General features: G+C 44.4%; 16 protein-coding genes, 1 tRNA gene and 1 pseudogene. 16 read left to right on the top strand and 2 right to left on the bottom strand.

Annotation, left to right across the window (positions count from 1 at the left end):
• Positions 1-5 precede the first annotated feature (5 nt).
• On the top strand, positions 6-707 hold the full coding sequence (locus tag RXV91_RS02540) for a GntR family transcriptional regulator (protein WP_316438540.1): 702 nt from the start codon (positions 6-8) through the stop codon (positions 705-707).
• Between the two features lie 175 nt (positions 708-882).
• Here the strand turns inward: RXV91_RS02540 and RXV91_RS02535 are convergent, their stop codons facing one another.
• On the bottom strand, positions 883-1,620 hold the full coding sequence (locus tag RXV91_RS02535; protein WP_316438518.1) for a WecB/TagA/CpsF family glycosyltransferase: 738 nt from the start codon (positions 1,618-1,620) through the stop codon (positions 883-885).
• Positions 1,621-1,776: 156 nt separating this feature from the next.
• On the opposite strand from RXV91_RS02535, the gene RXV91_RS02530 reads away from it, so the two are divergent.
• The 10 genes from RXV91_RS02530 to RXV91_RS02485 all read left to right on the top strand — a co-directional run bounded on the left by RXV91_RS02530 (position 1,777) and on the right by RXV91_RS02485 (position 14,402).
• On the top strand, positions 1,777-3,255 hold the full coding sequence (locus RXV91_RS02530; protein ID WP_003640899.1) for a nicotinate phosphoribosyltransferase: 1,479 nt from the start codon (positions 1,777-1,779) through the stop codon (positions 3,253-3,255).
• Positions 3,255-4,082 (top strand): ammonia-dependent NAD(+) synthetase, encoded by an 828-nt coding sequence (gene nadE / locus RXV91_RS02525; RefSeq protein WP_316438517.1) that lies wholly within the window; start codon positions 3,255-3,257, stop codon positions 4,080-4,082. Before RXV91_RS02530 ends, nadE begins: the two co-directional genes overlap by 1 nt.
• Before the next feature lie 449 nt (positions 4,083-4,531).
• On the top strand, positions 4,532-7,186 hold the full coding sequence (locus RXV91_RS02520) for a cation-translocating P-type ATPase (protein ID WP_316438516.1): 2,655 nt from the start codon (positions 4,532-4,534) through the stop codon (positions 7,184-7,186).
• A gap of 54 nt (positions 7,187-7,240) precedes the next feature.
• Positions 7,241-7,675, top strand: coding sequence for a hypothetical protein (locus tag RXV91_RS02515; protein WP_033610306.1), 435 nt, complete (start codon positions 7,241-7,243; stop codon positions 7,673-7,675).
• Between the two features lie 279 nt (positions 7,676-7,954).
• Positions 7,955-10,126, top strand: coding sequence for a Tex family protein (locus RXV91_RS02510; RefSeq protein WP_316438515.1), 2,172 nt, complete (start codon positions 7,955-7,957; stop codon positions 10,124-10,126).
• Positions 10,126-10,572, top strand: a complete 447-nt coding sequence (locus RXV91_RS02505; RefSeq protein ID WP_316438514.1) for a SprT family protein — start codon at positions 10,126-10,128, stop codon at positions 10,570-10,572. The genes RXV91_RS02510 and RXV91_RS02505 overlap by 1 nt, the downstream gene beginning before the upstream one ends.
• Before the next feature lie 65 nt (positions 10,573-10,637).
• Positions 10,638-11,924 (top strand): homoserine dehydrogenase, encoded by a 1,287-nt coding sequence (locus tag RXV91_RS02500; RefSeq protein WP_003640905.1) that lies wholly within the window; start codon positions 10,638-10,640, stop codon positions 11,922-11,924.
• An 8-nt stretch (positions 11,925-11,932) separates the two neighbouring features.
• The gene (thrB, locus tag RXV91_RS02495; protein ID WP_316438513.1) at positions 11,933-12,808 is read left to right on the top strand and encodes a homoserine kinase; all 876 of its coding nucleotides are present in this window, start codon (positions 11,933-11,935) and stop codon (positions 12,806-12,808) included.
• Positions 12,809-12,863: 55 nt separating this feature from the next.
• Positions 12,864-12,948: transfer RNA gene (locus tag RXV91_RS02490), tRNA-Leu, on the top strand.
• 275 nt (positions 12,949-13,223) lie between these two features.
• Positions 13,224-14,402 carry an SH3 domain-containing protein gene (locus tag RXV91_RS02485; protein ID WP_316438512.1) on the top strand — a complete coding sequence of 393 codons (1,179 nt, stop codon included), beginning with the start codon at positions 13,224-13,226 and terminating at the stop codon, positions 14,400-14,402.
• A gap of 251 nt (positions 14,403-14,653) precedes the next feature.
• On the opposite strand, the gene RXV91_RS02480 is transcribed toward RXV91_RS02485, so the two are convergent.
• On the bottom strand, positions 14,654-15,694 hold the full coding sequence (locus RXV91_RS02480) for a hypothetical protein (RefSeq protein WP_316438511.1): 1,041 nt from the start codon (positions 15,692-15,694) through the stop codon (positions 14,654-14,656).
• 293 nt (positions 15,695-15,987) lie between these two features.
• Here RXV91_RS02480 and RXV91_RS02475 point away from each other — a divergent pair, with 293 nt between their 5' ends.
• The 5 genes and pseudogenes from RXV91_RS02475 to RXV91_RS02455 all read left to right on the top strand — a co-directional run bounded on the left by RXV91_RS02475 (position 15,988) and on the right by RXV91_RS02455 (position 20,558).
• Positions 15,988-16,353 carry a hypothetical protein gene (locus RXV91_RS02475; protein WP_316438510.1) on the top strand — a complete coding sequence of 122 codons (366 nt, stop codon included), beginning with the start codon at positions 15,988-15,990 and terminating at the stop codon, positions 16,351-16,353.
• 307 nt (positions 16,354-16,660) lie between these two features.
• A pseudogene (locus tag RXV91_RS02470) lies at positions 16,661-17,514 on the top strand (C39 family peptidase).
• 290 nt (positions 17,515-17,804) lie between these two features.
• Positions 17,805-18,779: a mannose/fructose/sorbose PTS transporter subunit IIA gene (locus tag RXV91_RS02465; RefSeq protein ID WP_011101057.1), complete on the top strand. Its 975-nt coding sequence runs from the start codon at positions 17,805-17,807 to the stop codon at positions 18,777-18,779.
• 37 nt (positions 18,780-18,816) lie between these two features.
• Positions 18,817-19,623, top strand: a complete 807-nt coding sequence (locus RXV91_RS02460; protein ID WP_011101058.1) for a PTS mannose/fructose/sorbose transporter subunit IIC — start codon at positions 18,817-18,819, stop codon at positions 19,621-19,623.
• A gap of 17 nt (positions 19,624-19,640) precedes the next feature.
• Entirely contained in the window at positions 19,641-20,558 is a 918-nt protein-coding gene (locus RXV91_RS02455) for a PTS system mannose/fructose/sorbose family transporter subunit IID (protein ID WP_011101059.1), read from the top strand.
• Positions 20,559-20,561 lie beyond the last annotated feature (3 nt).

The following is a 20,561-nucleotide window of genomic DNA, read 5'->3' as shown; positions in this document are numbered from 1 at the left end:
GTACCATGAGTTCGCCAATTTATATTCAAATCCACAACCAAATTAAGCAGGCGATTGAAGCTGGTCGGTGGGCCGTTGGTGACCGGATTCCGTCCGAACGGGAGCTGGCTACGCAGTTCGATGTTAGTCGGATGACCCTTCGGCAAGCAATCCAGACATTGGTTGACGAAGGAATATTAGAGCGGCGAGTCGGTGCCGGCACGTTTGTCGCGAATCAAAAGGTCCAAGAAAAAATGTCCGGTGTCACCAGTTTTACTGATCTAATGCTGGCCCAAGGTAAGGTCCCATCAAGTAAGACGATTTCATATCACGTGACGAGCCCATCGTTATCTGAGAGCGAGAAATTGGCGTTGAAAACCAATGAACAGGTGTTGCGGATGGAACGAATTCGCTACGGTGATGATGTCCCGATTTGCTTTGAAGTCGCAACGGTTCCGGAACGGCTCGTCAAGCAGTTCACTAAGGACGAAATTACGAGTTCGTTGTATCGGACGTTGGAAGAAAAGGCTAGCCTAGTGCCTGGTAAGGCTCAACAGACTGTTTCGGCGATGTCTGCTTCTGAGCGTATCGCGGAATACTTGTCAGTCCGGCGTGGTGATGCGTTGTTACGGCTACGGCAGATTTCGTATTTGCAAACCGGCGAACCGTTTGAATACGTGCGGACCCAGTACGTTGGTAACCGGTTTGAGTTTTATCTTGAAAAATAAGCAGTCGATCGGGTGCGGGGCACTTGATTAGATTGATGAGGTCAAAAAATAGCTCACCTAGAATTTTACTATTCTAGGTGAGCTATTTTTTTGAATTTATGACTGAAGACCGGTTGCACGTGCAAAACCAGTTGCAATCAAAACGTCTCGTCTCATGACGGGTATTAATTGCCAACTATCGTGATTGTTGGCGCGCAATCTTTTTAACTAATCGCAAGTAGCGTGGCAGTACAAGCATCCGCTTGAAGCGACTCGGTTCTTGAATTAGCCGATAGAGCCATTCAACGTGATGTTTTTGCCAAAATAAGGGGGCCCGCTTGACCGCACCTGCAATCACATCAAAGCTACCACCAACACCCATCCAGAGTGCATCGAGGCGTTGGCGGTGTTCGGCGATGAAAAATTCCTGCTTAGGAAAACCGGTGGCTACGAAGACCATATTGGGTTGCGCGGCCACGATCTGGTCGATAACGGTTTGTTCGTCGTCATAATAGCCATCACGGGCACCCGCGACAACGATGCCGGGATAATCTCGTTGAACGATCGTGGTCACTTGCTTTAACACGGCCGGCTTGGCACCTAACAAAAAGATACGTTGCTGTTGCTGACTACCCCATGCTAGTAATGTTAAGAGGGTGTCATAGCCGGTGATCCGTTCGGGAAGGGGCGTGCCAAGAATCTGAGCACCCTGAATAACGCCGATACCGTCCGGCGTAATATAATCTGCCTGAGTTAACACATGTTGGTAATCGGGGTGTTCACGGGCGTACATTAAAATCTCAGGATTAGCGGTCACCACAAAGCGATTGCGATGCGCGAGAATATCGGTTTGAAGTTGCTGAACAAAGCCAGCGTTAGTTGTCTTGATAAACGGCACGTTTAGGATGTTAACCGTGTCAAAAGGGACTGACATAAGCGACCTCACTTTCTAATCATAATTAAAGTATAGGTAAAACGAGGAATTCTGCAACTTTTTGGATGCTTAAGCGCATTCTTTTATAAAAAATGCTAAAATAAGCTTAACTTACTGTAAATACGGTTATTACCTACGAAATGGAGAATTAGACTCATGACGCAAATCTATCCGGATGATAGTTTTACCTTGCATACGGATGCTTATCAAATTAACATGATCCAAACCTACTGGGAACAAGGTATTCATAATAAGCATGCGGTGTTTGAAGTGTTCTTCCGTAAGATGCCGTTCCAAAATGGGTACGCGGTATTTGCGGGTTTGGAACGAGTAGTTAATTATATCAATCATTTACATTTTACGGCAACTGACATCGCGTATTTACGTGAACTGGGTGGCTATTCAGACGGTTTTCTAGATTATTTAGCGAATTTCAAATTTGATGCGACGATTCGTGCGGTTCGTGAAGGAGACTTGGTCTTTAATAATGAACCGTTGTTACAAGTCGAAGGACCACTGGCCACTTGTCAGTTAATTGAAACGGCACTACTCAATATTATCAATTATCAAACGCTGATTGCGACTAAAGCGGCGCGCATTAAGTCGGTTGTCGGTGAAGATGGCTTGCTAGAATTCGGTACTCGGCGGGCGCAAGAGTTTGATGCGGCCATCTGGGGAACCCGGGCGGCTTATATTGGTGGCTTTGACGCGACGAGTAACGTGCGGGCTGGCAAAATTTTTGGTATTCCGATTAGCGGGACCCATGCGCATGCGCTCGTGCAGACTTATCGAAACGATTATCAAGCTTTCAAGGCCTATGCGGAGACCCATCATGACTGTGTCTTTCTAGTGGATACGTATGATACGTTACGTAGCGGGGTGCCGAGTGCGATTCGAGTGGCTAAGGAAATGGGTGATAAAATCAATTTCCAAGGGGTTCGTATCGATAGTGGCGATATGGCTTACTTATCAAAACGCGTGCGTGAACAGCTAGACGAAGCTGGTTTTCCGGATGCCAAGATTTATGCGTCAAATGATTTGGACGAAAAAACGATCCAAAACTTGAAGATGCAAGGTGCTAAAATTAGTGTCTGGGGTGTTGGGACGAAGCTAATCACGGCCTTTGACCAACCCGCGTTAGGGGCCGTGTACAAGATGGTTTCGATCGAGAATGATCATCATCAGATGGTTGATACGATCAAACTTTCAAATAACGCGGAAAAGGTCTCAACGCCTGGTCAAAAACAAGTTTGGCGGATTACGAAGCGTGCGGATGGCAAGTCGGAAGGCGACTATGTGACGTTGTACGATGAAGATCCGCGCAACGAAGAATCAATTTACATGTTCCATCCAAGCTATACGTATATTAATAAGACGGTCAGCGATTTTGATGCGCGACCACTATTGGTTCCCATCTATGACCGCGGTCAACAAGTTTATACTTTACCAACGTTAGATGAAATCAAGGAGTATTCATTTGAAAGTCTAGATGCACTTTGGGACGAATACAAGCGGGATTTAAACCCTCAGGATTACCCGGTCGACTTGTCACAAAAACTTTATGATCATAAAATGAATATTATTAACACGGTCAGAGACCACGTTAACCATAAAGATGAGGAGGAAGCTTACTAATGCGGCCATTACAAGCTGAGATTATTAAAGCGTTACACGTTGCACCAACGATTGATCCAGAAGTTGAGATTCGTCGAAGTATTGATTTTTTGAAGGCTTATTTAACTAAAAATACCTTTTTGAAGACCTATGTGCTTGGCATCTCTGGCGGTCAAGATTCCACGTTAGCTGGAAAATTGACGGAGATGGCCATTACCGAAATGCGGCAGGAAACGGGTGATGATCGCTATCAATTCATCGCAGTCCGGTTACCATATGGCAATCAAGCGGATGAAGCGGATGCGATGGCAGCGATTGATTTTATGCAAGCCGACGTGACGGATCGGGTGGATATTCAACCGGCTACGGATGCCATGGTAACTGCATTGGAAGCTAACCAATTGACGATTCATGATTTCAACAAGGGCAATATTAAAGCGCGCCAACGCATGATCGTGCAATATGGGATTGCCGGTGAAATGCACGGTGCTGTCGTGGGAACCGACCATGCAGCCGAAGCTGTTACTGGTTTTTATACCAAGTACGGTGACGGTGGTGCGGATATTGTGCCACTATGGCGATTGAACAAGCGTCAAGGTAAACAGATGCTGGCCGCTTTAGATGCGCCCAAGCATTTGTATGACAAAGTCCCGACAGCTGACTTGGAAGAAGATCGGCCAGCATTACCTGATGAAGTCGCGTTAGGTGTTCGTTACGACGACATCGACGATTACTTGGAAGGCCGGACGGTCAGCGATGCTGCGGCCGAAAAGATTGAGGCGTGGTACTTAAAGACTGCCCACAAACGCCACGCGGCCATTACGGTGTTTGATAATTTTTGGAAATAACGGCGGTTAGTTGCTTATTTATTTGGATTACGGCTGACTTAGTAAAAGGCTACTTGAAGATAGTTCGTCTTCGGTAGCCTTTTTGTATGGCTGCGTGTTATTCCTAGCGTGCAATATTGGTGGAATTGACAGAGAAGCAGTAGAATAATTTATAACATGTAAACGATTAATGTGCGGATATCTGAGTATCGTTATGAATACACCGGTAGTCAAAGTGATTATTTTGCTAGACAGCTCCCATGGAATCTGGTATTCTTACGTTACAATCATAAGGGAGTAACTAGCAGAAATATTCTGCGGCAATATCGTCAGCAAGAAGCCAATCCGGTATTGTCTTAAATAGTGAGACTTATGTATGTTCACACAATTTTGCGTGCATACATGAGTCTCATTTTCTATCTGGAGAACAGTTAGGGAGTGAGGCTCGGATGCCAGAAAAGGAGCTTACGATGAGTACAAAACCAAAATACCAACAAGCGTTATCCGCCGTTTATGAGGAACTAGGCACTGATGAACACGGCTTACAGCAAAGTGCTGCGACGCAACGGTTAGAACAATATGGTCCGAATGCGCTAAATCAGCAGAAGACGACCTCGTTGCTGCAAAAATTCATTGCGCAGTTCAAGGATTTCATGATTATTGTGCTGCTGGTGGCCGCCTTGATTGCCGCCTTTACTGGGGAAGCCGTTGATGCCGTTATCATCTTATTGGTGGTCGTGCTAAATGCGATTTTTGGGGTCTTCCAAGAATCGAAGGCGGAAGAAGCCATCAACGCGTTGAAGGAAATGTCGGCGCCGGACGCGACCGTTTTACGGGATGGTCAGCTCCAGACAGTTAAGAGTGATGCGCTGGTTCCCGGGGATGTTGTGTCGCTAGAAGCCGGAGATATCGTTCCCGCAGATTTACGATTAATTGAGAGTGCGTCATTAAAGGTTGAAGAATCGGCGCTGACGGGTGAATCCGTACCAGTTGAGAAGCAGGCGGAGATGATTGCCGATGGGGAATTACCAATCGGGGACCGGTTAAACATGGCGTACATGAATAGTAACGTGACGTATGGTCGGGCCACTGGGATTGTGGTGGCGACTGGGATGCAGACCGAAGTTGGTCGAATTGCCGGCATGATTGAAGCAGCCGATGAGACGACCACGCCACTGCAAGCGAACTTGACACAGTTAGGTAAGTCGCTAACAATTTTAATCTTAGTGATTGCTGCCGTGGTATTTGGTATCGGGATGTTGCGTGGTCAAGAGAGCCTGATCAACATGTTATTGACGGCAATTTCGTTAGCCGTGGCCGCAATTCCAGAAGGTTTGCCGGCAATCGTCACGATTACGCTAGCGTTAGGAACTCAGCGGATGGCCAAACGCCACGCGCTAGTGCGGAAATTACCCGCGGTTGAAACGCTGGGAAGTACCGATATTATTGCTTCCGATAAGACCGGGACGTTGACGCAAAATAAGATGACCGTTGAAAAACTGGTTGTTAACCAGGAACTCGTGGATGCACGCGCCACTGAATTGCCACTGGATAGCCATTTAGCCCAAGTGATGATTTTAAGCAATGATACGAAGATCATGACGGATGGGTTAGCAGGTGACCCAACAGAAACGGCGTTGATTCAATATAATTTGGATCAAGGTTACCCAGTTGATCAGTTATTGGCAGACCGCCCCCGAGTGACGGAAGTGCCATTCGATTCAGAACGGAAATTGATGTCAACGGTTCATCCTTTGGAAGACGGCCGATTCTTAGTAGCCGTTAAGGGAGCGCCCGATGAATTACTCAAACGGGTCACTCAGATTGAAAGTAATGGTGACGTCCAACCGTTAACGAAGACTAGTCGTGATCAGATTTTAAGTGTCAATCACGAGTTGGCAACGCAAGCTTTACGAGTTTTGGCGTTTGCTTACAAGATTATTACTACGGTTCCGACAACCGTCAATACGGAGACATTAGAAAACGACCTGGTCTTTGCCGGGATGGTCGGCATGATTGATCCGGAACGGCCAGAAGTTGAACAAGCCGTTGTGGAAGCTAAGTCAGCTGGGATTCGACCGCTGATGATCACGGGTGACCACCGGGATACTGCCGAAGCGATTGCCGTACGTCTTGGAATTATCGATGCGGGTGAAGACGATGCCGTGATTACCGGTGCCGAATTAGATGCGATGAGTGATGCAGAATTCGGCAAAAAGGTCGGCGATTACTCAGTCTATGCCCGGGTGGCGCCTGAACACAAGGTTCGAATCGTGAACGCATGGCAAAAGCGTGGCAAGGTCGTTGCTATGACTGGTGATGGGGTCAATGATGCGCCCGCATTGAAGGCCGCTGATATCGGTATTGGTATGGGAATCACTGGGACAGAAGTTTCCAAGGGGGCTAGTGACATGGTCTTGGCTGATGATAACTTCGCCACGATCGTGGTTGCTGTCGAAGAGGGCCGGAAAGTGTTCGCCAATATTCAAAAGGCGATTCAGTACCTCTTATCAGCGAACTTAGGGGAAGTCTTGACGTTGTTCGTGATGACGATGCTCGGTTGGCAGATTTTAGCGCCAGTGCATATCTTATGGATCAACTTGGTGACTGACACCTTACCAGCGATTGCCTTAGGTGTTGAACCAACTGAAAAGAACATTATGCAACATAAACCGCGTGGTCGTAATTCGAACTTCTTCTCAGGTGGGGTCTTCAGTAGTATTATTTATCAAGGGCTACTGGAAGGTGGCATTACGTTGCTAGTGTACTGGTTAGCTTTGACGTATCCAGTTCACGCAACGGCTTCATTAGCCCATGCGGATGCGTTAACAATGGCCTTCGCAACCCTTGGCTTGATTCAGTTGTTCCATGCGTTTAACTCCAAATCAATTCATGAATCGTTATTTACGGTCGGCTTGTTCCGAAACAAGTTCTTTAATTGGGCGATTCTAATTGCATTTGTGATGCTCGCGATGACGATCGTCGTTCCAGGCTTGAATGGCTTATTCCATGTGAGTCATTTGGATGCTTACCAATGGGGCATCGTGGCCTTAGCTTCCTTATCGATGGTCGTGATTGTTGAAATTGTTAAGTTCTTCCAACGTCGACACATGCGGCGCGCATAACCTAGCTATTAGGGGTAAAATAAGACTAACTAATTTAAAGAAAAGAGTTCTCACATGAAAAAAGCGACAGTTCAAACGTATATGCCAGTACTATCTAAAGTCATCGAAAGTACTGAAAAGATGGGGGAAGAATTGAACCCATCGTTTGAAAAATTGCGTCAGGCCATTGATAATGACACGGTTGCGCAAATGGTTCCGGCCGAATTCAATGATATTCAGATGGAATTCAGCGATGGTACTGACCAGTATCAACAAAATTTAGCACAGTTGAAAAAAGTCTCGGTACCTGCCCGGCTAATGGGACGACATCGTAATTTGTTGGCAGCTTACGAGGCTTATACGAATGCCTGTGCTGCAATGACAGCCAGCATGAATATCGATGATCAAACGATTGACGTCGCCGCTTTTAATCAAGCTGAGACTGATCAAGAAACTGAAATGGGTCGCATTTCAAATAATGTGCAACGAATTATGACGACTGTGATGTAAGACGCTGGCTAAGCTTGATTGTCCTGGATCACTAATGAAGCGCTCGGTAACGTTTACGCGTTACGGGGCGCTTTATTGTCAGGTGCGAATTGCCGATTGTTAAGATTTGGTCGTAAGCTAGTTGTTGTAACTGAGTTATCAGTGGATCGAACCGGCGCTGGCGATGCGACTAGGTTAAGTTAGCGCGGTCAGTGTAATTTTTCAATAGTGGTTCAACACGGAAACCAGGTTAAAACGCGTATAATGTAATGTAATGAGATTAAAAGATTGGGTGAAATAATGGATAATCAGATTTTAACGTTAGTTGATCAAGCCCTGACGAAGTTTAAACCGCAACAGATTAAAGCGGTGCTTGGACTCATGGACGAAGGTAACACGGTGCCGTTTATCGCACGGTATCGAAAGGAACGTACCGGTAACTTAGATGAAGTTGAAATTCGCGAAATCAAAGATAACTATGATCGGCTTGCGAGTCTAGAGAGTCGTAAGGCGGATGTGATGAAGTTGATTGCTGAACAGGACCACTTGACGCCGGCTTTAAAGCAAGCCATTGAACAAGCTGAGAAGTTACAAGACGTTGAAGACTTATATTTGCCGTACAAACAAAAGCGGCGGACGAAGGCAACGATTGCTAAGGACGCTGGCTTGGAACCGTTGGCGGCCTGGCTATTACGTTTTCCGGCAAGTGGTATTCAGGAACACGCGGCGCGGTTTGTCAACGAAGCGCAGGACATCACAGATGCGAATACCGCGTTAGCTGGAGCTCACGAAATCTTAGCTGAGGCCTTTGGTGATAATGCCGGTTTACGAAACTGGGTCCGGAATTATACGCGCGACCGGGGCTTACTAGTCGCAAAAGTTAAACCCAAGGGTAAAGTAGCCGATGAACAAGGTGTTTATCAACAATATTATGATTTTAATAGTCCCATCAAGCAGATGGTGCCGTACCGGGTACTGGCCATCAACCGTGGGGAAACCGAAAAAGTATTGAAAGTCAGCATTGATGTTGATCGTGCGGGAATTGACCGGTATTGTCATTTTCGCTTTATTGGTCAACACCACGGCCCAGCGGTTGAACTAGTAGAAGCCGCTTATCAGGATGCCTACAAACGCTTTATTGGCCCAGCTATCGAACGCGAACTTCGCAACGAGTTGAGTGCGGCTGCCAATGAACAGGCCATCAAAGTCTTTGGCGATAATTTGTATCACTTGTTGATGCAGGCGCCATTAAAGGGCCGCGTGGTCTTAGGGTTCGACCCTGCTTACCGGACGGGGTGTAAATTAGCCGTGATGGACGCGAATGGTAAGTTCTTAGATAAGCTTGTGATTTATCCACACAAACCAGCCCCAACTGCCAAACGGGAAGCTGCTGCGGGTGAGTTTAAAGCCTTTTTGGAGAAGTATCATGTTGAAATGATTGCGATTGGTAACGGGACGGCTTCCCGCGAATCCGAGGAGTTTGTGGCACAGGTATTGAAGACTATGACCCGACCGGTTTATTATGTCATCGTGAACGAAGCCGGGGCTTCCGTGTACTCTGCTAGTGCTAAGGCGCGCGCCGAATTTCCTGAGCTACACGTTGAACAACGTAGTGCGATCAGTATCGGCCGGCGACTACAAGACCCACTGGCAGAATTGATCAAAATCGATCCGAAGTCAGTGGGAGTGGGGCAATACCAACACGATGTGCCCCAGAAGGAATTGACAACGCAGCTAGATACGGTGATTGAGACCGCGGTTAACCAAGTTGGGGTCAATTTGAATACCGCTAGTTCGGAGCTATTGACGCATATTTCGGGGCTATCCAGCACGATTGCCCAAAATGTGATTACTTATCGGGATGAAAATGGCGAGTTCACGAGCCGACCACAATTGAAAAAAGTGCCGCGGTTGGGACCGAAAGCTTATGAACAAGCGGTCGGCTTCCTGCGAATCATTGCTGGCAAGAATGTTTTTGATAACACGGATATTCATCCAGAAAGTTATCCCGCAGCCAAAGCGTTATTGGCAGCGGCTGGATTGAAGACGACAGACGTTGGAACGACTAAAGCCCAACAATTGAATCAATTAGATTTAGCGCAACTTGCGACCAGCACCGGTGTCGGTGAACTGACCTTAAAGGATATTATTAGTAGTTTGCAAAAGCCCGGGCGTGATGTTCGTGATACGATGCCTGCACCTTTACTCCGGCAAGACGTTTTAAAGATGAGTGATCTAAAACCAGGGATGCAGTTGCAAGGAACCGTACGCAACGTGGTCGACTTTGGGGCGTTTGTGGATATTGGCGTCAAGCAAGACGGCCTCGTGCACGTCTCCAAACTAACGGATAAATTCTTGAAAGATCCGCGTCAGGCGGTGGCAGTTGGCGACATCGTAACGGTGTGGGTCGAAGAAGTTGATGAACAGCGGCAACGCATCGCTTTGACGATGATTGCACCGGCTGAAGCATAATGACTGATTTAGAGTTACAGCAGCTCGTTGCGACCATTTCCATGCGTGATTTTCACCGTCCATTCCAGCACCGCGCTTATTTTAATGCCCGGTTACGAACAACGGGTGGTCGTTATCAGTTGGTATCGCATGATATTGATATTAATCCGAAGATGCTGACTGATTTTGATGAGGCCACCTTGATTGGCGTCATCAAGCATGAATTGTGCCATTATCATTTACATTTGACTAAGCGGGGATATCGGCATCGTGATGCAGACTTTAAACGATTACTCGCGCAAGTGGGTGGCTCGCGCTATGCACCAGCGCCGAAGCAGGCGACGGCCCGGCCGTATCGGTATATTTATGAATGCCAACGGTGTGGCCAGCGGTATTACCGCAAGCGCCGCATGGACACTCGCCGCTATACGTGTGGTCGTTGTCAGGGGCCAATTAAATTAGTCTGAAAAGGTTTGCTAAAGTGGTACGCTTCCGATAGAATTAGCTTAACTATTGATATGGAGGGATTAAGATGGAAACGATTAAAATTGGTGTGGTCGGACTAGGCACAGTCGGCACCGGTGTGGTTAAAATGCTTCAAGCGCATCAGGAAAAGATTTCAGAAATTACCGGTCGTAAGTTGGAACTAGCCTGCGTAGTTGTCCACAACTTGAAAAAGCACGAACAAGTTGATTTGGGGGACGTTCAGATGACCGACCAAATCGCGACCCTACTTGATGATCCGTCCATTCAAATTATGGTCGAAGTGATGGGTTCAATTCATCCGGCGAAGGAATATATTACGCAAGCCTTGCAAGCTGGCAAACACGTGGTGACGGCCAATAAGGACTTGATTGCACAATATGGCCGGGAGTTGGTTCAGATTGCTCGTGAAAATCATCGTGACTTGTTCTATGAAGCTAGTGTTGCTGGTGGGATTCCAATCTTACGGACGATTGATAATAGTTTCGCCGCTGACCGGATTCAACGGGTTATGGGAATCGTCAACGGGACCACTAATTACATCATGACGCAGATGCTGACTAAGCATTGGTCGTATGACCAGGCCTTGAGCTCAGCACAAGACTTGGGGTTTGCCGAAAGTGATCCCACTAATGATGTCGAAGGTCTTGATGCGGCGTTCAAGATGATTATCTTAACGCAGTTTGCCTTTGGGATGAGTCTGTCCCTCGACCACGTTCAAGTGCAGGGAATTACGAAAATCAGCCCAGAGGATATCGCGGAAGCTCACCAGCTTGGGTATACGATTAAATTACTCGGGATTGCGGAAGAAATTGACGATCGCATTGCGGTATCAGTCGGGCCTGTGCTCGTTTCTGATCAACATCCACTTGCCACGGTGCAAAATGAAAATAATGCTGTGATGGTAACGGGAACGGCTGTGGGGAACACGATGTTTTACGGTCCCGGCGCTGGAGAACTCCCGACCGCCAACAGTGTGCTGAGTGATATTACAACGGTTGCGAAAAATATTGCGTTGAATACGACTGGCAACACGTTTAACTCTTATCGCCAGGAGACAGTCTTAGCAACACCTGAAGATGTTGTGTATCCTCACTTTATTGCCTTGAAGATGCGTGATGTCCCAGGGATGATGATGAAATTGACGGCGATTATGACCCGCGCAGAAGTCTCATTTAGTCGAATCATTCAAAATCAATTAGGTGACGGCAACGCTCGTGTTGTGATTATTACCCATGCTATGAATGATCAACAGTTAGCCGACATCACCCGTGAAATCGGTGAGCAAGAGAATATGCAACTATTAGCGAGTTATAAAGTTTTGAAGAATGCGTAGGTGAGGACATGTTAACGATTTCGGTTCCGGCAACTTCCGCTAATCTTGGTCCCGGTTTTGACTCAATCGGTCTAGCACTAGATATGCAATTGACGTTACAAGTCTTACAACCTAGTGATCATTGGCAAATCGACCATCCTTTTGGGGCGGATGTGCCGACGGATGAACGCAATTTAATTATTAAAACTGCGTTACATTTGGTACCAGATTTACATCCACAGCATCTACAGATGGCTTCTAAAATTCCATTGGCGCGCGGATTGGGTAGTAGTTCGACGGCCATCGTAGCCGGCTTAGTGCTGGCTAACGAATTGACCGGCGCAACGCGCTCTTCTGCTGAGCTACTGGAAGTTGCCACTCAATTGGAGGGGCACCCAGATAATGTGGCACCGGCTTTGTTAGGTGGTTTGGTCGTGGCGACGTACACTGACGAACGCGTCCGCGCGGTGAAGTTACCGCTACCGACGCTTTTTGCAAGTGTCTACGTGCCTAACGAACCGCTATTGACGACAGCCAGTCGCCAAGCCTTACCAACTGAATTGGCGTACCACCAAGCCATTACTGGTAGTAGTGTGGCGAATACGTTAGTGGCCGCTCTAGCAACTCAAAATTGGGATGTGGCGTTACCACTGTTAGAACAGGATGAATTCCATGAGCAGTATCGGGCTAAGTTAGTGCCAGCACTACAAACGGTCAGAGACCATGCCCACGCCCTGGGATTAACGGGGACGTATTTGAGCGGTGCTGGGCCAACGGTGATTACGTTGGGTGATTACGGTCAACTCGCCACGTTGCAAGCACAATTAGGCCAAGATGCGACGTTAACCGGTCAATTATTCCTATTGCCAATGGATGCAACTGGGGTAAAAGTACAAAAATCTTAAAATAAGCTTGTCAGACTCACAAAATTTTGTTATGATGTTTTTTGTGAGTTGTGATGCGGCCATGGCGGAATTGGCAGACGCGCAAGATTAAGGATCTTGTCGGGGTTAACCCGGTGGAAGTTCGAATCTTCTTGGCCGCACTACTTATAATAAGAGCTTTGAAATGCTGATATACCGGCGTTTCGAGGCTCTTTTGTTTTGCCCCGAACTTGTCAAAATTGGTCAGCATGCGATTTTGCATGTTACGGAGGGCGTCTGAAGACCGGTGTATAGATGTTTCAAGCACCTTGTTTTTGCATCCAAATTGGTATTACGTTAAATTCTTAAGCTCCATTTGAGTGGTTTAATCACCTTACTGTTATTATATAATATATTGATAATTAAAATAATAATTCATGCTGAGCGGGGGATAAAGATGGTTGAAGATAGTTTACCTAACGGATTTAATCGTGATTTTAACAAGTTACAAAGACTAAGTGCCAGAAACATGCCGACTGCAGGTGATATTAATAAGCAAATCGCTGATGCAAAAAGAATGGCCAATATATTAAGTAACCCGGAGTCAGCAAGAAATTATTTTAATGGTGGACTAAAGAATATTGAACAAATGAAAAAGTCTGCAAAGCGAAGTGGTAGTAAAGGATACCCAACATACAATAAGAACTTCGTGGATAATATGTTAAAGTCTGCAAAGCGAAGTGGCAGTAAAGGATACCCAACATATAATAAGAACTTCGTGGATAATATGTTAAAGTCTGCAAAGCGAAGTGGTAGTAAAGGATATCCAACATACAATAAACGTGCTGTGGACGGTTTGTTAAAACGTGCAAGTCACATGAACCATGAAACAATTGGCGATATTTTAGGTGCTGACTGGAAAAATAAGGTGAAAGCAGTTGGTGACCCTAAATTTTCTACGGACAAATTAACTGATAATTTAGCCAAAATGCAGAAAGCCAACGCAGAAACTTATTTTTATTCTAAAAATTTTACAAATGATTTTACAGCCGAATTGGATAGACTGAATAATTTAAAGAAGAAGCATAATATACAACTCGCCCCTAAAGATAATACCGATATCGATAATGAAAGTATGGATATAATATCAGAATATTCTACAGCACCAATCAATGAAAAAGATGTTACAGATAAAGAAATTGCTGATTTTGTTAAGAGCAACGATGATAGCAAACCGTTTAATGAAAGAATTAAGTCCTGGGATAAAATCGCAACTGACAAAAATAATAAGGCACACTTAGTTGCAAGAACGGTCTTACGAGTCGTTTTCGTTCAAGTTTTATTACCATTGTTGATTGCTTGGGCAACACCATTTGTTGTTGGAAAATTAGATGAAGCTGTATATTATGGTGTTCTTAACGCTGGTTGGATGTCACCAAAAGCTTATATAGATGTAAGTGAAGCAAATATTAGGATTGGACGTTCAAATAGTGCGAAAATTATGGTGAAATTACCTGCACAAACTGAAGTGAAAGTTATTAAGCACATTGGAAGATGGTCACAAGTTAAAATTCCGTATGGTTATAATGATGAATCTGGCTGGATTCAAACCCAATATTTAAATATTAATGACTAAGAAATTTAGTTCTTAAATCATAGAACCAAAATAAGACGACCTACTTTCTTAGTAGACCGTCTTATTTTTATTGCCAGCTAGTTATTCATAAAATCGAATTGGGCTAGCTTCTTTTGTTGTTCTTCTAGTGGGTGAACGTAGTAGCGTTCAAACGTCTCTACGTGGTGTCCTAAGCTTGTTGCAATTGTTAAGACATTTTGGTTGTGGTGGTAGTTAATTGTCGCGTAGGTGTGTCGTAGGGCGTATAAAGATTAATGCGGGACATCTTTGTAATCTTTAATCGTTTCTTGCCACTTCTTACCAAGGTAATTTGGCCGGTATGGTAACCCGTTCCCATAAGAAAATACCATGACTAGCTTTTCGTCTTCTGGCGTCATACTCCAGTCAAAGTTATCTGGGTGCTTAGCCATTAAGTGCCGGGTCAACTCCTTTTGACTTTTCAAAGCTTTATGGACGCTGTCATTGAAGTAAACTTTGCGATTCTGATGATTCTTGGTGTCCTTAAGTAATTTCGGTGTTTTTTTAGTAGCCGACATTGCTTTGTTAATCAGTAAGTAACCCTCATCGAAGTTGACTGAGTATTTAAAGTCTAGGGCGGCCATTTTTTCATCCCGTAATCCGCAACCTAGCATAATAATCGCAAAGTTACGGAACCAGGGTGTAACTGAAGGGTCGTTGTTTAGATGGTTAATTAGTAGTTTTACTTCATCTTCGGTGTAAGCAGTTCGTCCGATTTTCTTTTTAAGCAGTTCTTTCTGGTTAGTTGGTTTAATACAAATCTCGTCTAAGTTGATATTCCGGCAGTAGTTATGACTAATAAACTCTTGTGAAATAGCAAATCGTAAAACGCTACTGAGAGCTTTCTTATAATTGGCCAAGGCATCTCGACTAAGTAGTTTCTTAGTTCGTTTGTTCTTGGTTCGTGCGGCCTTAGTAAAGAAATCATTTAGCGTCTTAAATGTGAGCTGCTTAAGTTTCTTGGCCCCAATCATTGGTAAGACCTGACCTTCCATAGTTGACTTGTAACGCTCCATTGACGATGTATCTTTGGCACCGATGGTCTTACACCAGTAGTTGGTGTAGAAATCCTGAAGCGTTGGTGAATCTTTTTGTCCCTTAGCATACTGGCCTTCCATTTTAGCGACCCAAACGTCCGCGGCCTTTTGAGCTTGCCGTTTGGTAGTAATACCTTGTCTTTTACTGAAGCACTTAGTTTTACGTTGGCGGTCACCGTCGATGGTGTAGAAATATGCTTGCACCATCCAAGCGTCTTTATTCTTGGTTACTTTCATAATTATCTAGCTCCTTGTAATTTCTTATTTACAAGACACAGAATAAAACACGAAAGTTGACACATCCACCGATTTTTTATCAGTCTACTGACTTAATCCTCGAAGTATTTAAATCAATGTTGAAGCTAGGAATATGGAAAAATGAAACTGATAAGTAAAAGTATAATAAATAGGTGCTGGAATAAGTGGCCATATAAGATTTGCTAGTCACCAGTTTTCTGATTACTTCTGTGATTTAAATCGATTTCGGTTTAGAATGTTATTATAAATAAAATCATAAGGAATTTAATCCTATGAGTGAAGACTATTTAAAACCAAATCATATTTACAACGGAAAGTATCAAGACTTATTGCCAAAAGTTAAGAAGAAATCGGTGCAATTGTTATTAACAAACCCACCATATTTCGTTAACATTCAAAAGTCACTTAAACCTAATTCAAAAACAATTAACACAGAAGATTGGGATATGCCTAAGACGATTAAAGAACGAAGGGAGATATTTCATCAAATATTTACTGATCTAGATGACGCTGATGTCATGGCAGATAATTCCGTCTTGATTCTATTTAATACAAAGGATTTTTTGATGCAGATTTTGATGCAAAAAAAGTCCGAAAAATGCATTGGATCAGGTTCGAACCTGAGAACTAAAATTTAAAACGTTGATATACCGGCGCTTATAAGGACTGAAAAATAAAATTGCATGCGGTGGAAGTTCGAATCTTCTTGGCCGCACTAACGAATATAAGAATCAATCCCGATAGGTTTAGCCTTGATGGATCGATTCTTTTTTTGTTACGGTAAATTAGACTGGCCGTGTTATCCTAGCTTGCTTTTTTGCCAACTACTTCAACTATGTTCACCAAATTTGCCGTACCTTATTGTTTAATCTCACGATTACCAGCATTATAGTGAAAACGGTTAATCTACTGATTACGATATTAAGAGAAGGCGAGGACCAGGCATTGATTAGAATGAGTAGATGGTGGTGGCGTATCTTGGTGGGCGGCTTGCTTGTTAGTGGTGTAGTGCAACCCGCACAGGCAACTGTAACGACTTATCCGATTACAGGGATTCAGGTGGTGCGGTCGCGGGTCTATCAGACGAATAGTCAGAACGGTGTCGGTTACCATTTAACTGTCGTGCGTCATCAGCGTGCCCAATTGCGTGTTAATTTACATTTAAAGTATCACCAGCATACACAGTGGACGCGTACTGAGCAGGCTGATATTTATCGCAACGGGCGTCGCCAGCGCTTCTACTACGTGCATAATGGTCGTCAGCAGAGCGGCTGGATAGCTGCTAATCAGCTAAAACTCGCCAGTACGGCGTCGGTTCAACTGCGGGTACCACTGATTGACCAGCTACCGGAGTTGCCAACGGGGTGTGAGATGACAGCGACTACCATGATGCTGCAGTATGCCGGCGTTAATATTAATAAGGAACAGTTTGCCAGCCACGTGCCGCGCAGTTCGAATCCTAACACTGGTTTTGTTGGTGATCCTGCTTCGGCTTACGGTATTGGTCTCTACATCTACCCCCAAGGCTTGTTACCAACGATCCGCCACTATCTACCGTCTGCTGCGGATCTCAGTGGAGTGAGCCTGCAGCGACTTAAAGCGTAGCTCACTAAACGTCATCCGGTAGTCACTTGGGTTCAGGGACTGGATGGCTTTATGAGTCAAACAGTGACGCTCACCGGATATACAGCAATGCCTGTCAGCTACAATGATCTCTGGCATGGTCAACACAGTCGAATGGATAATCAAGCGTTTGATCAATGTGGCAATTAAATGATCGGCGGTCACTAAGTTATTAAGAATTTAATACCATAGTTAACATTAGTTACTGTTTCATAATTTTATCTTAAAAATACGCTATTTGACACACAAAATAATCATTTTTAATACTGTATCACACTAGTGTATCAAATTTGAACCTGAAATAAGGGCTTTTAGCTCTAGTGTATTTTGGCACGGAATTTGCATATATATAAGTGAGTGCGAAAAAGATTGCGCTTACAGTATCAAAAACATAAATAGTTACAGGCAATTTAGATATTATTTATTCGTTTTATATGACTGTAACGAAAAAATAGGAGGTACAAAGATGGTAAGCATTATCATTGCTAGTCACGGCGAATTCGCTAAAGGCATCTATCAATCTGGATCAATGATTTTCGGCGAACAAGAAAACGTTCAAGCCGTTACGTTGATGCCTAGCGAAGGCCCTGACGACATCAAGGCTAAGTTGGAAAAAGCCATTGCTTCATTCGACGATCAAGAGCAAGTCTTATTCTTAGTCGACCTTTGGGGCGGGACACCATTCAATCAAGTTAACGGCTTGTTTGAAGCACACAAGGACAAATGGGCAATCGTTGCCGGTTTGAACTTGCCAATGTTAATTGAAGCGTATGCTTCACGACTTTCAATGGATTCGGCACACGAAATTGCCACGCATATCATTGAAACTGCTAAGGATGGCGTAAAGGTTCGTCCTGAAGCATTAGCACCTAAGGAAGAAAAGGCTGCTGCCGCTGCAACGACCAACAATAACGCTGGCCGGCCAGGGAAGTTGGAATATGGGTTAGCACGGATTGACTCGCGACTCTTGCATGGACAAGTTGCTACTGCTTGGAGTAAGACAGTTAACCCAACTCGGATCATTGTTGTTTCCGATAGTGTTGCTAAGGATGATTTACGTTCAAACATGATTAAGCAAGCTGCTCCAGCAGGCGTACATGCTCATGTTATTCCAATTGATCAAATGATTAAGATTGCTAAAGACGACAAGCACTTTGGTGGTCAAAAGGCGTTGGTCTTATTCGAAACGCCACAAGATGCATTACGTGCAATCGAGGGTGGCGTACCAATTAAGACCTTGAACATTGGTTCAATGGCGCACTCAGTTGGTAAAGTTCAACCAAACAAAGTTTTGGCTTTTGATCAAGATGATATTGATACTTACAAGAAGTTGGAACAAGACGGCGTCGAATTTGATGTTCGTAAAGTTCCTTCAGATAGTAAGGATAATATGGATAATATTCTTAAAAAGGCTCAAAACATGTTAAATGAACAAAAGTAGTATAGATAACTATCAGAAGAAAATGGAGGATTAAATCATGAATTTGAATGCAATTCAAATGATTTTAGTCGTACTCGTTGCATTTTTAGCTGGTATGGAAGGTATTTTGGATGAATTCCATTTCCATCAACCAGTTGTTGCATGTGCGCTGATCGGATTAGTTACTGGTCAATTAGTACCATGTATTATTTTAGGTGGTAGCCTACAAATGATCGCGTTAGGTTGGTCAAACGTTGGTGCCGCTGTTGCTCCTGATGCCGCTTTAGCTGCCATTGCATCCGCAATTATCTTAGTTTTAGGTGGTCAAGGCCGTGCCGGAGTTTCTTCAGCCATTGCAATTGCCGTTCCTTTGGCCGTTGCTGGTTTACTCTTAACCATTCTTGCACGTACTTTAGCAACTATCATTGTTCATATCATGGACCGTGCTGCTGAAGAAGGTAGTTTTGGAAAACTTGAATTCTGGCATGTTCTTGCAATTTGTATGCAAGGTTTACGGATTGCCATTCCAGCTGCTTTGATTCTAGCCGTTGGTGCTGGCCCTGTTAAGTCAATGTTGAATGCTATGCCTGCATGGTTAACTGATGGTTTATCAATCGGTGGTGGTATGGTTGTTGCCGTTGGTTACGCAATGGTTATCAACATGATGGCTTCTCGCGAAATGTGGCCATTCTTTGCCTTAGGTTTCGTATTAGCTGCTGTTAGTGAAATTACACTTATCGGACTTGGTGCAATTGGTGTTGCCATGGCTCTTATTTACTTGAACCTTTCTAAGATGGGCGGTTCTGGTAATGGCGGTGGCTCTAACACTGGTGACCCTGTCGGCGATATTATCGATAAATACTAACGAAGGAGGGAAAGAAAATGGCTGATAATAAAGTACAAATTACTAAAAGTGATCGTATTAAGGTTTGGATGCGTTCTAACTTCCTTCAAGGTTCATGGAACTACGAACGTATGCAAAATGGTGGCTGGGCATTTACTTTAATCCCAGTACTTAAAAAGTTATATACAACTAAAGAAGACCGTGCCGCAGCTTTAAAGCGTCATTTGGAATTCTTTAACACTCATCCATACGTTGCCTCACCAATCATTGGTGTCACGATGGCGTTGGAAGAAGAACGTGCCAATGGTGCTCCAATTGATGATGTTACGATTCAAGGGGTTAAAGTTGGTATGATGGGTCCTTTAGCTGGTGTTGGTGATCCAGTGTTCTGGTTCACGTTGAAGCCAATTATTGGTGCCTTAGCTGCTTCTCTTGCTTTGGGCGGTAGTATCATGGGTCCAATCCTATACTTCGTTGTATGGAACGTACTTCGTTTAGGATTCATGTGGTACACACAGGAATTCGGGTACAAAGCTGGTTCTAAGATTACTGAAGATTTATCTGGTGGTATTTTACAAGACATCACTAAAGGTGCATCAATTCTAGGTATGTTCATCTTACCTGCTTTGATTGAACGGTGGGTTGTTGTTGATTTCAGTCCAGTTAAAGTTTCACGAATCAAGCAAAGTGCCGGTGCTTATATTGATTGGGATAAATTACCAAAGGGCGCTGCTGGTATCAAGGAAGCCTTAACGCAACAAGCTGCTGGTCGTTCGCTCGATAAGTATAAAGTTACGACTTTACAAGATAACTTAAATCAATTAATTCCAGGATTAGCTGCCTTATTAATCACCTTCTTGTCAATGTGGTTACTAAAGAAGAAAGTTTCACCAATTATTATCATCTTCGGCCTCTTCGCCTTTGGTGTTGTTATGCATGTTCTTGGTGTAATGTAAAAA

It is taken from the genome of Lactiplantibacillus sp. DA1, assembly GCF_032681335.1.
In the GTDB taxonomy this organism is placed as follows: Bacteria; Bacillota; Bacilli; order Lactobacillales; family Lactobacillaceae; genus Lactiplantibacillus.
Note: the sequence above shows the minus strand (reverse complement) of the source record. Positions and strands in the feature narration are given on the sequence as shown.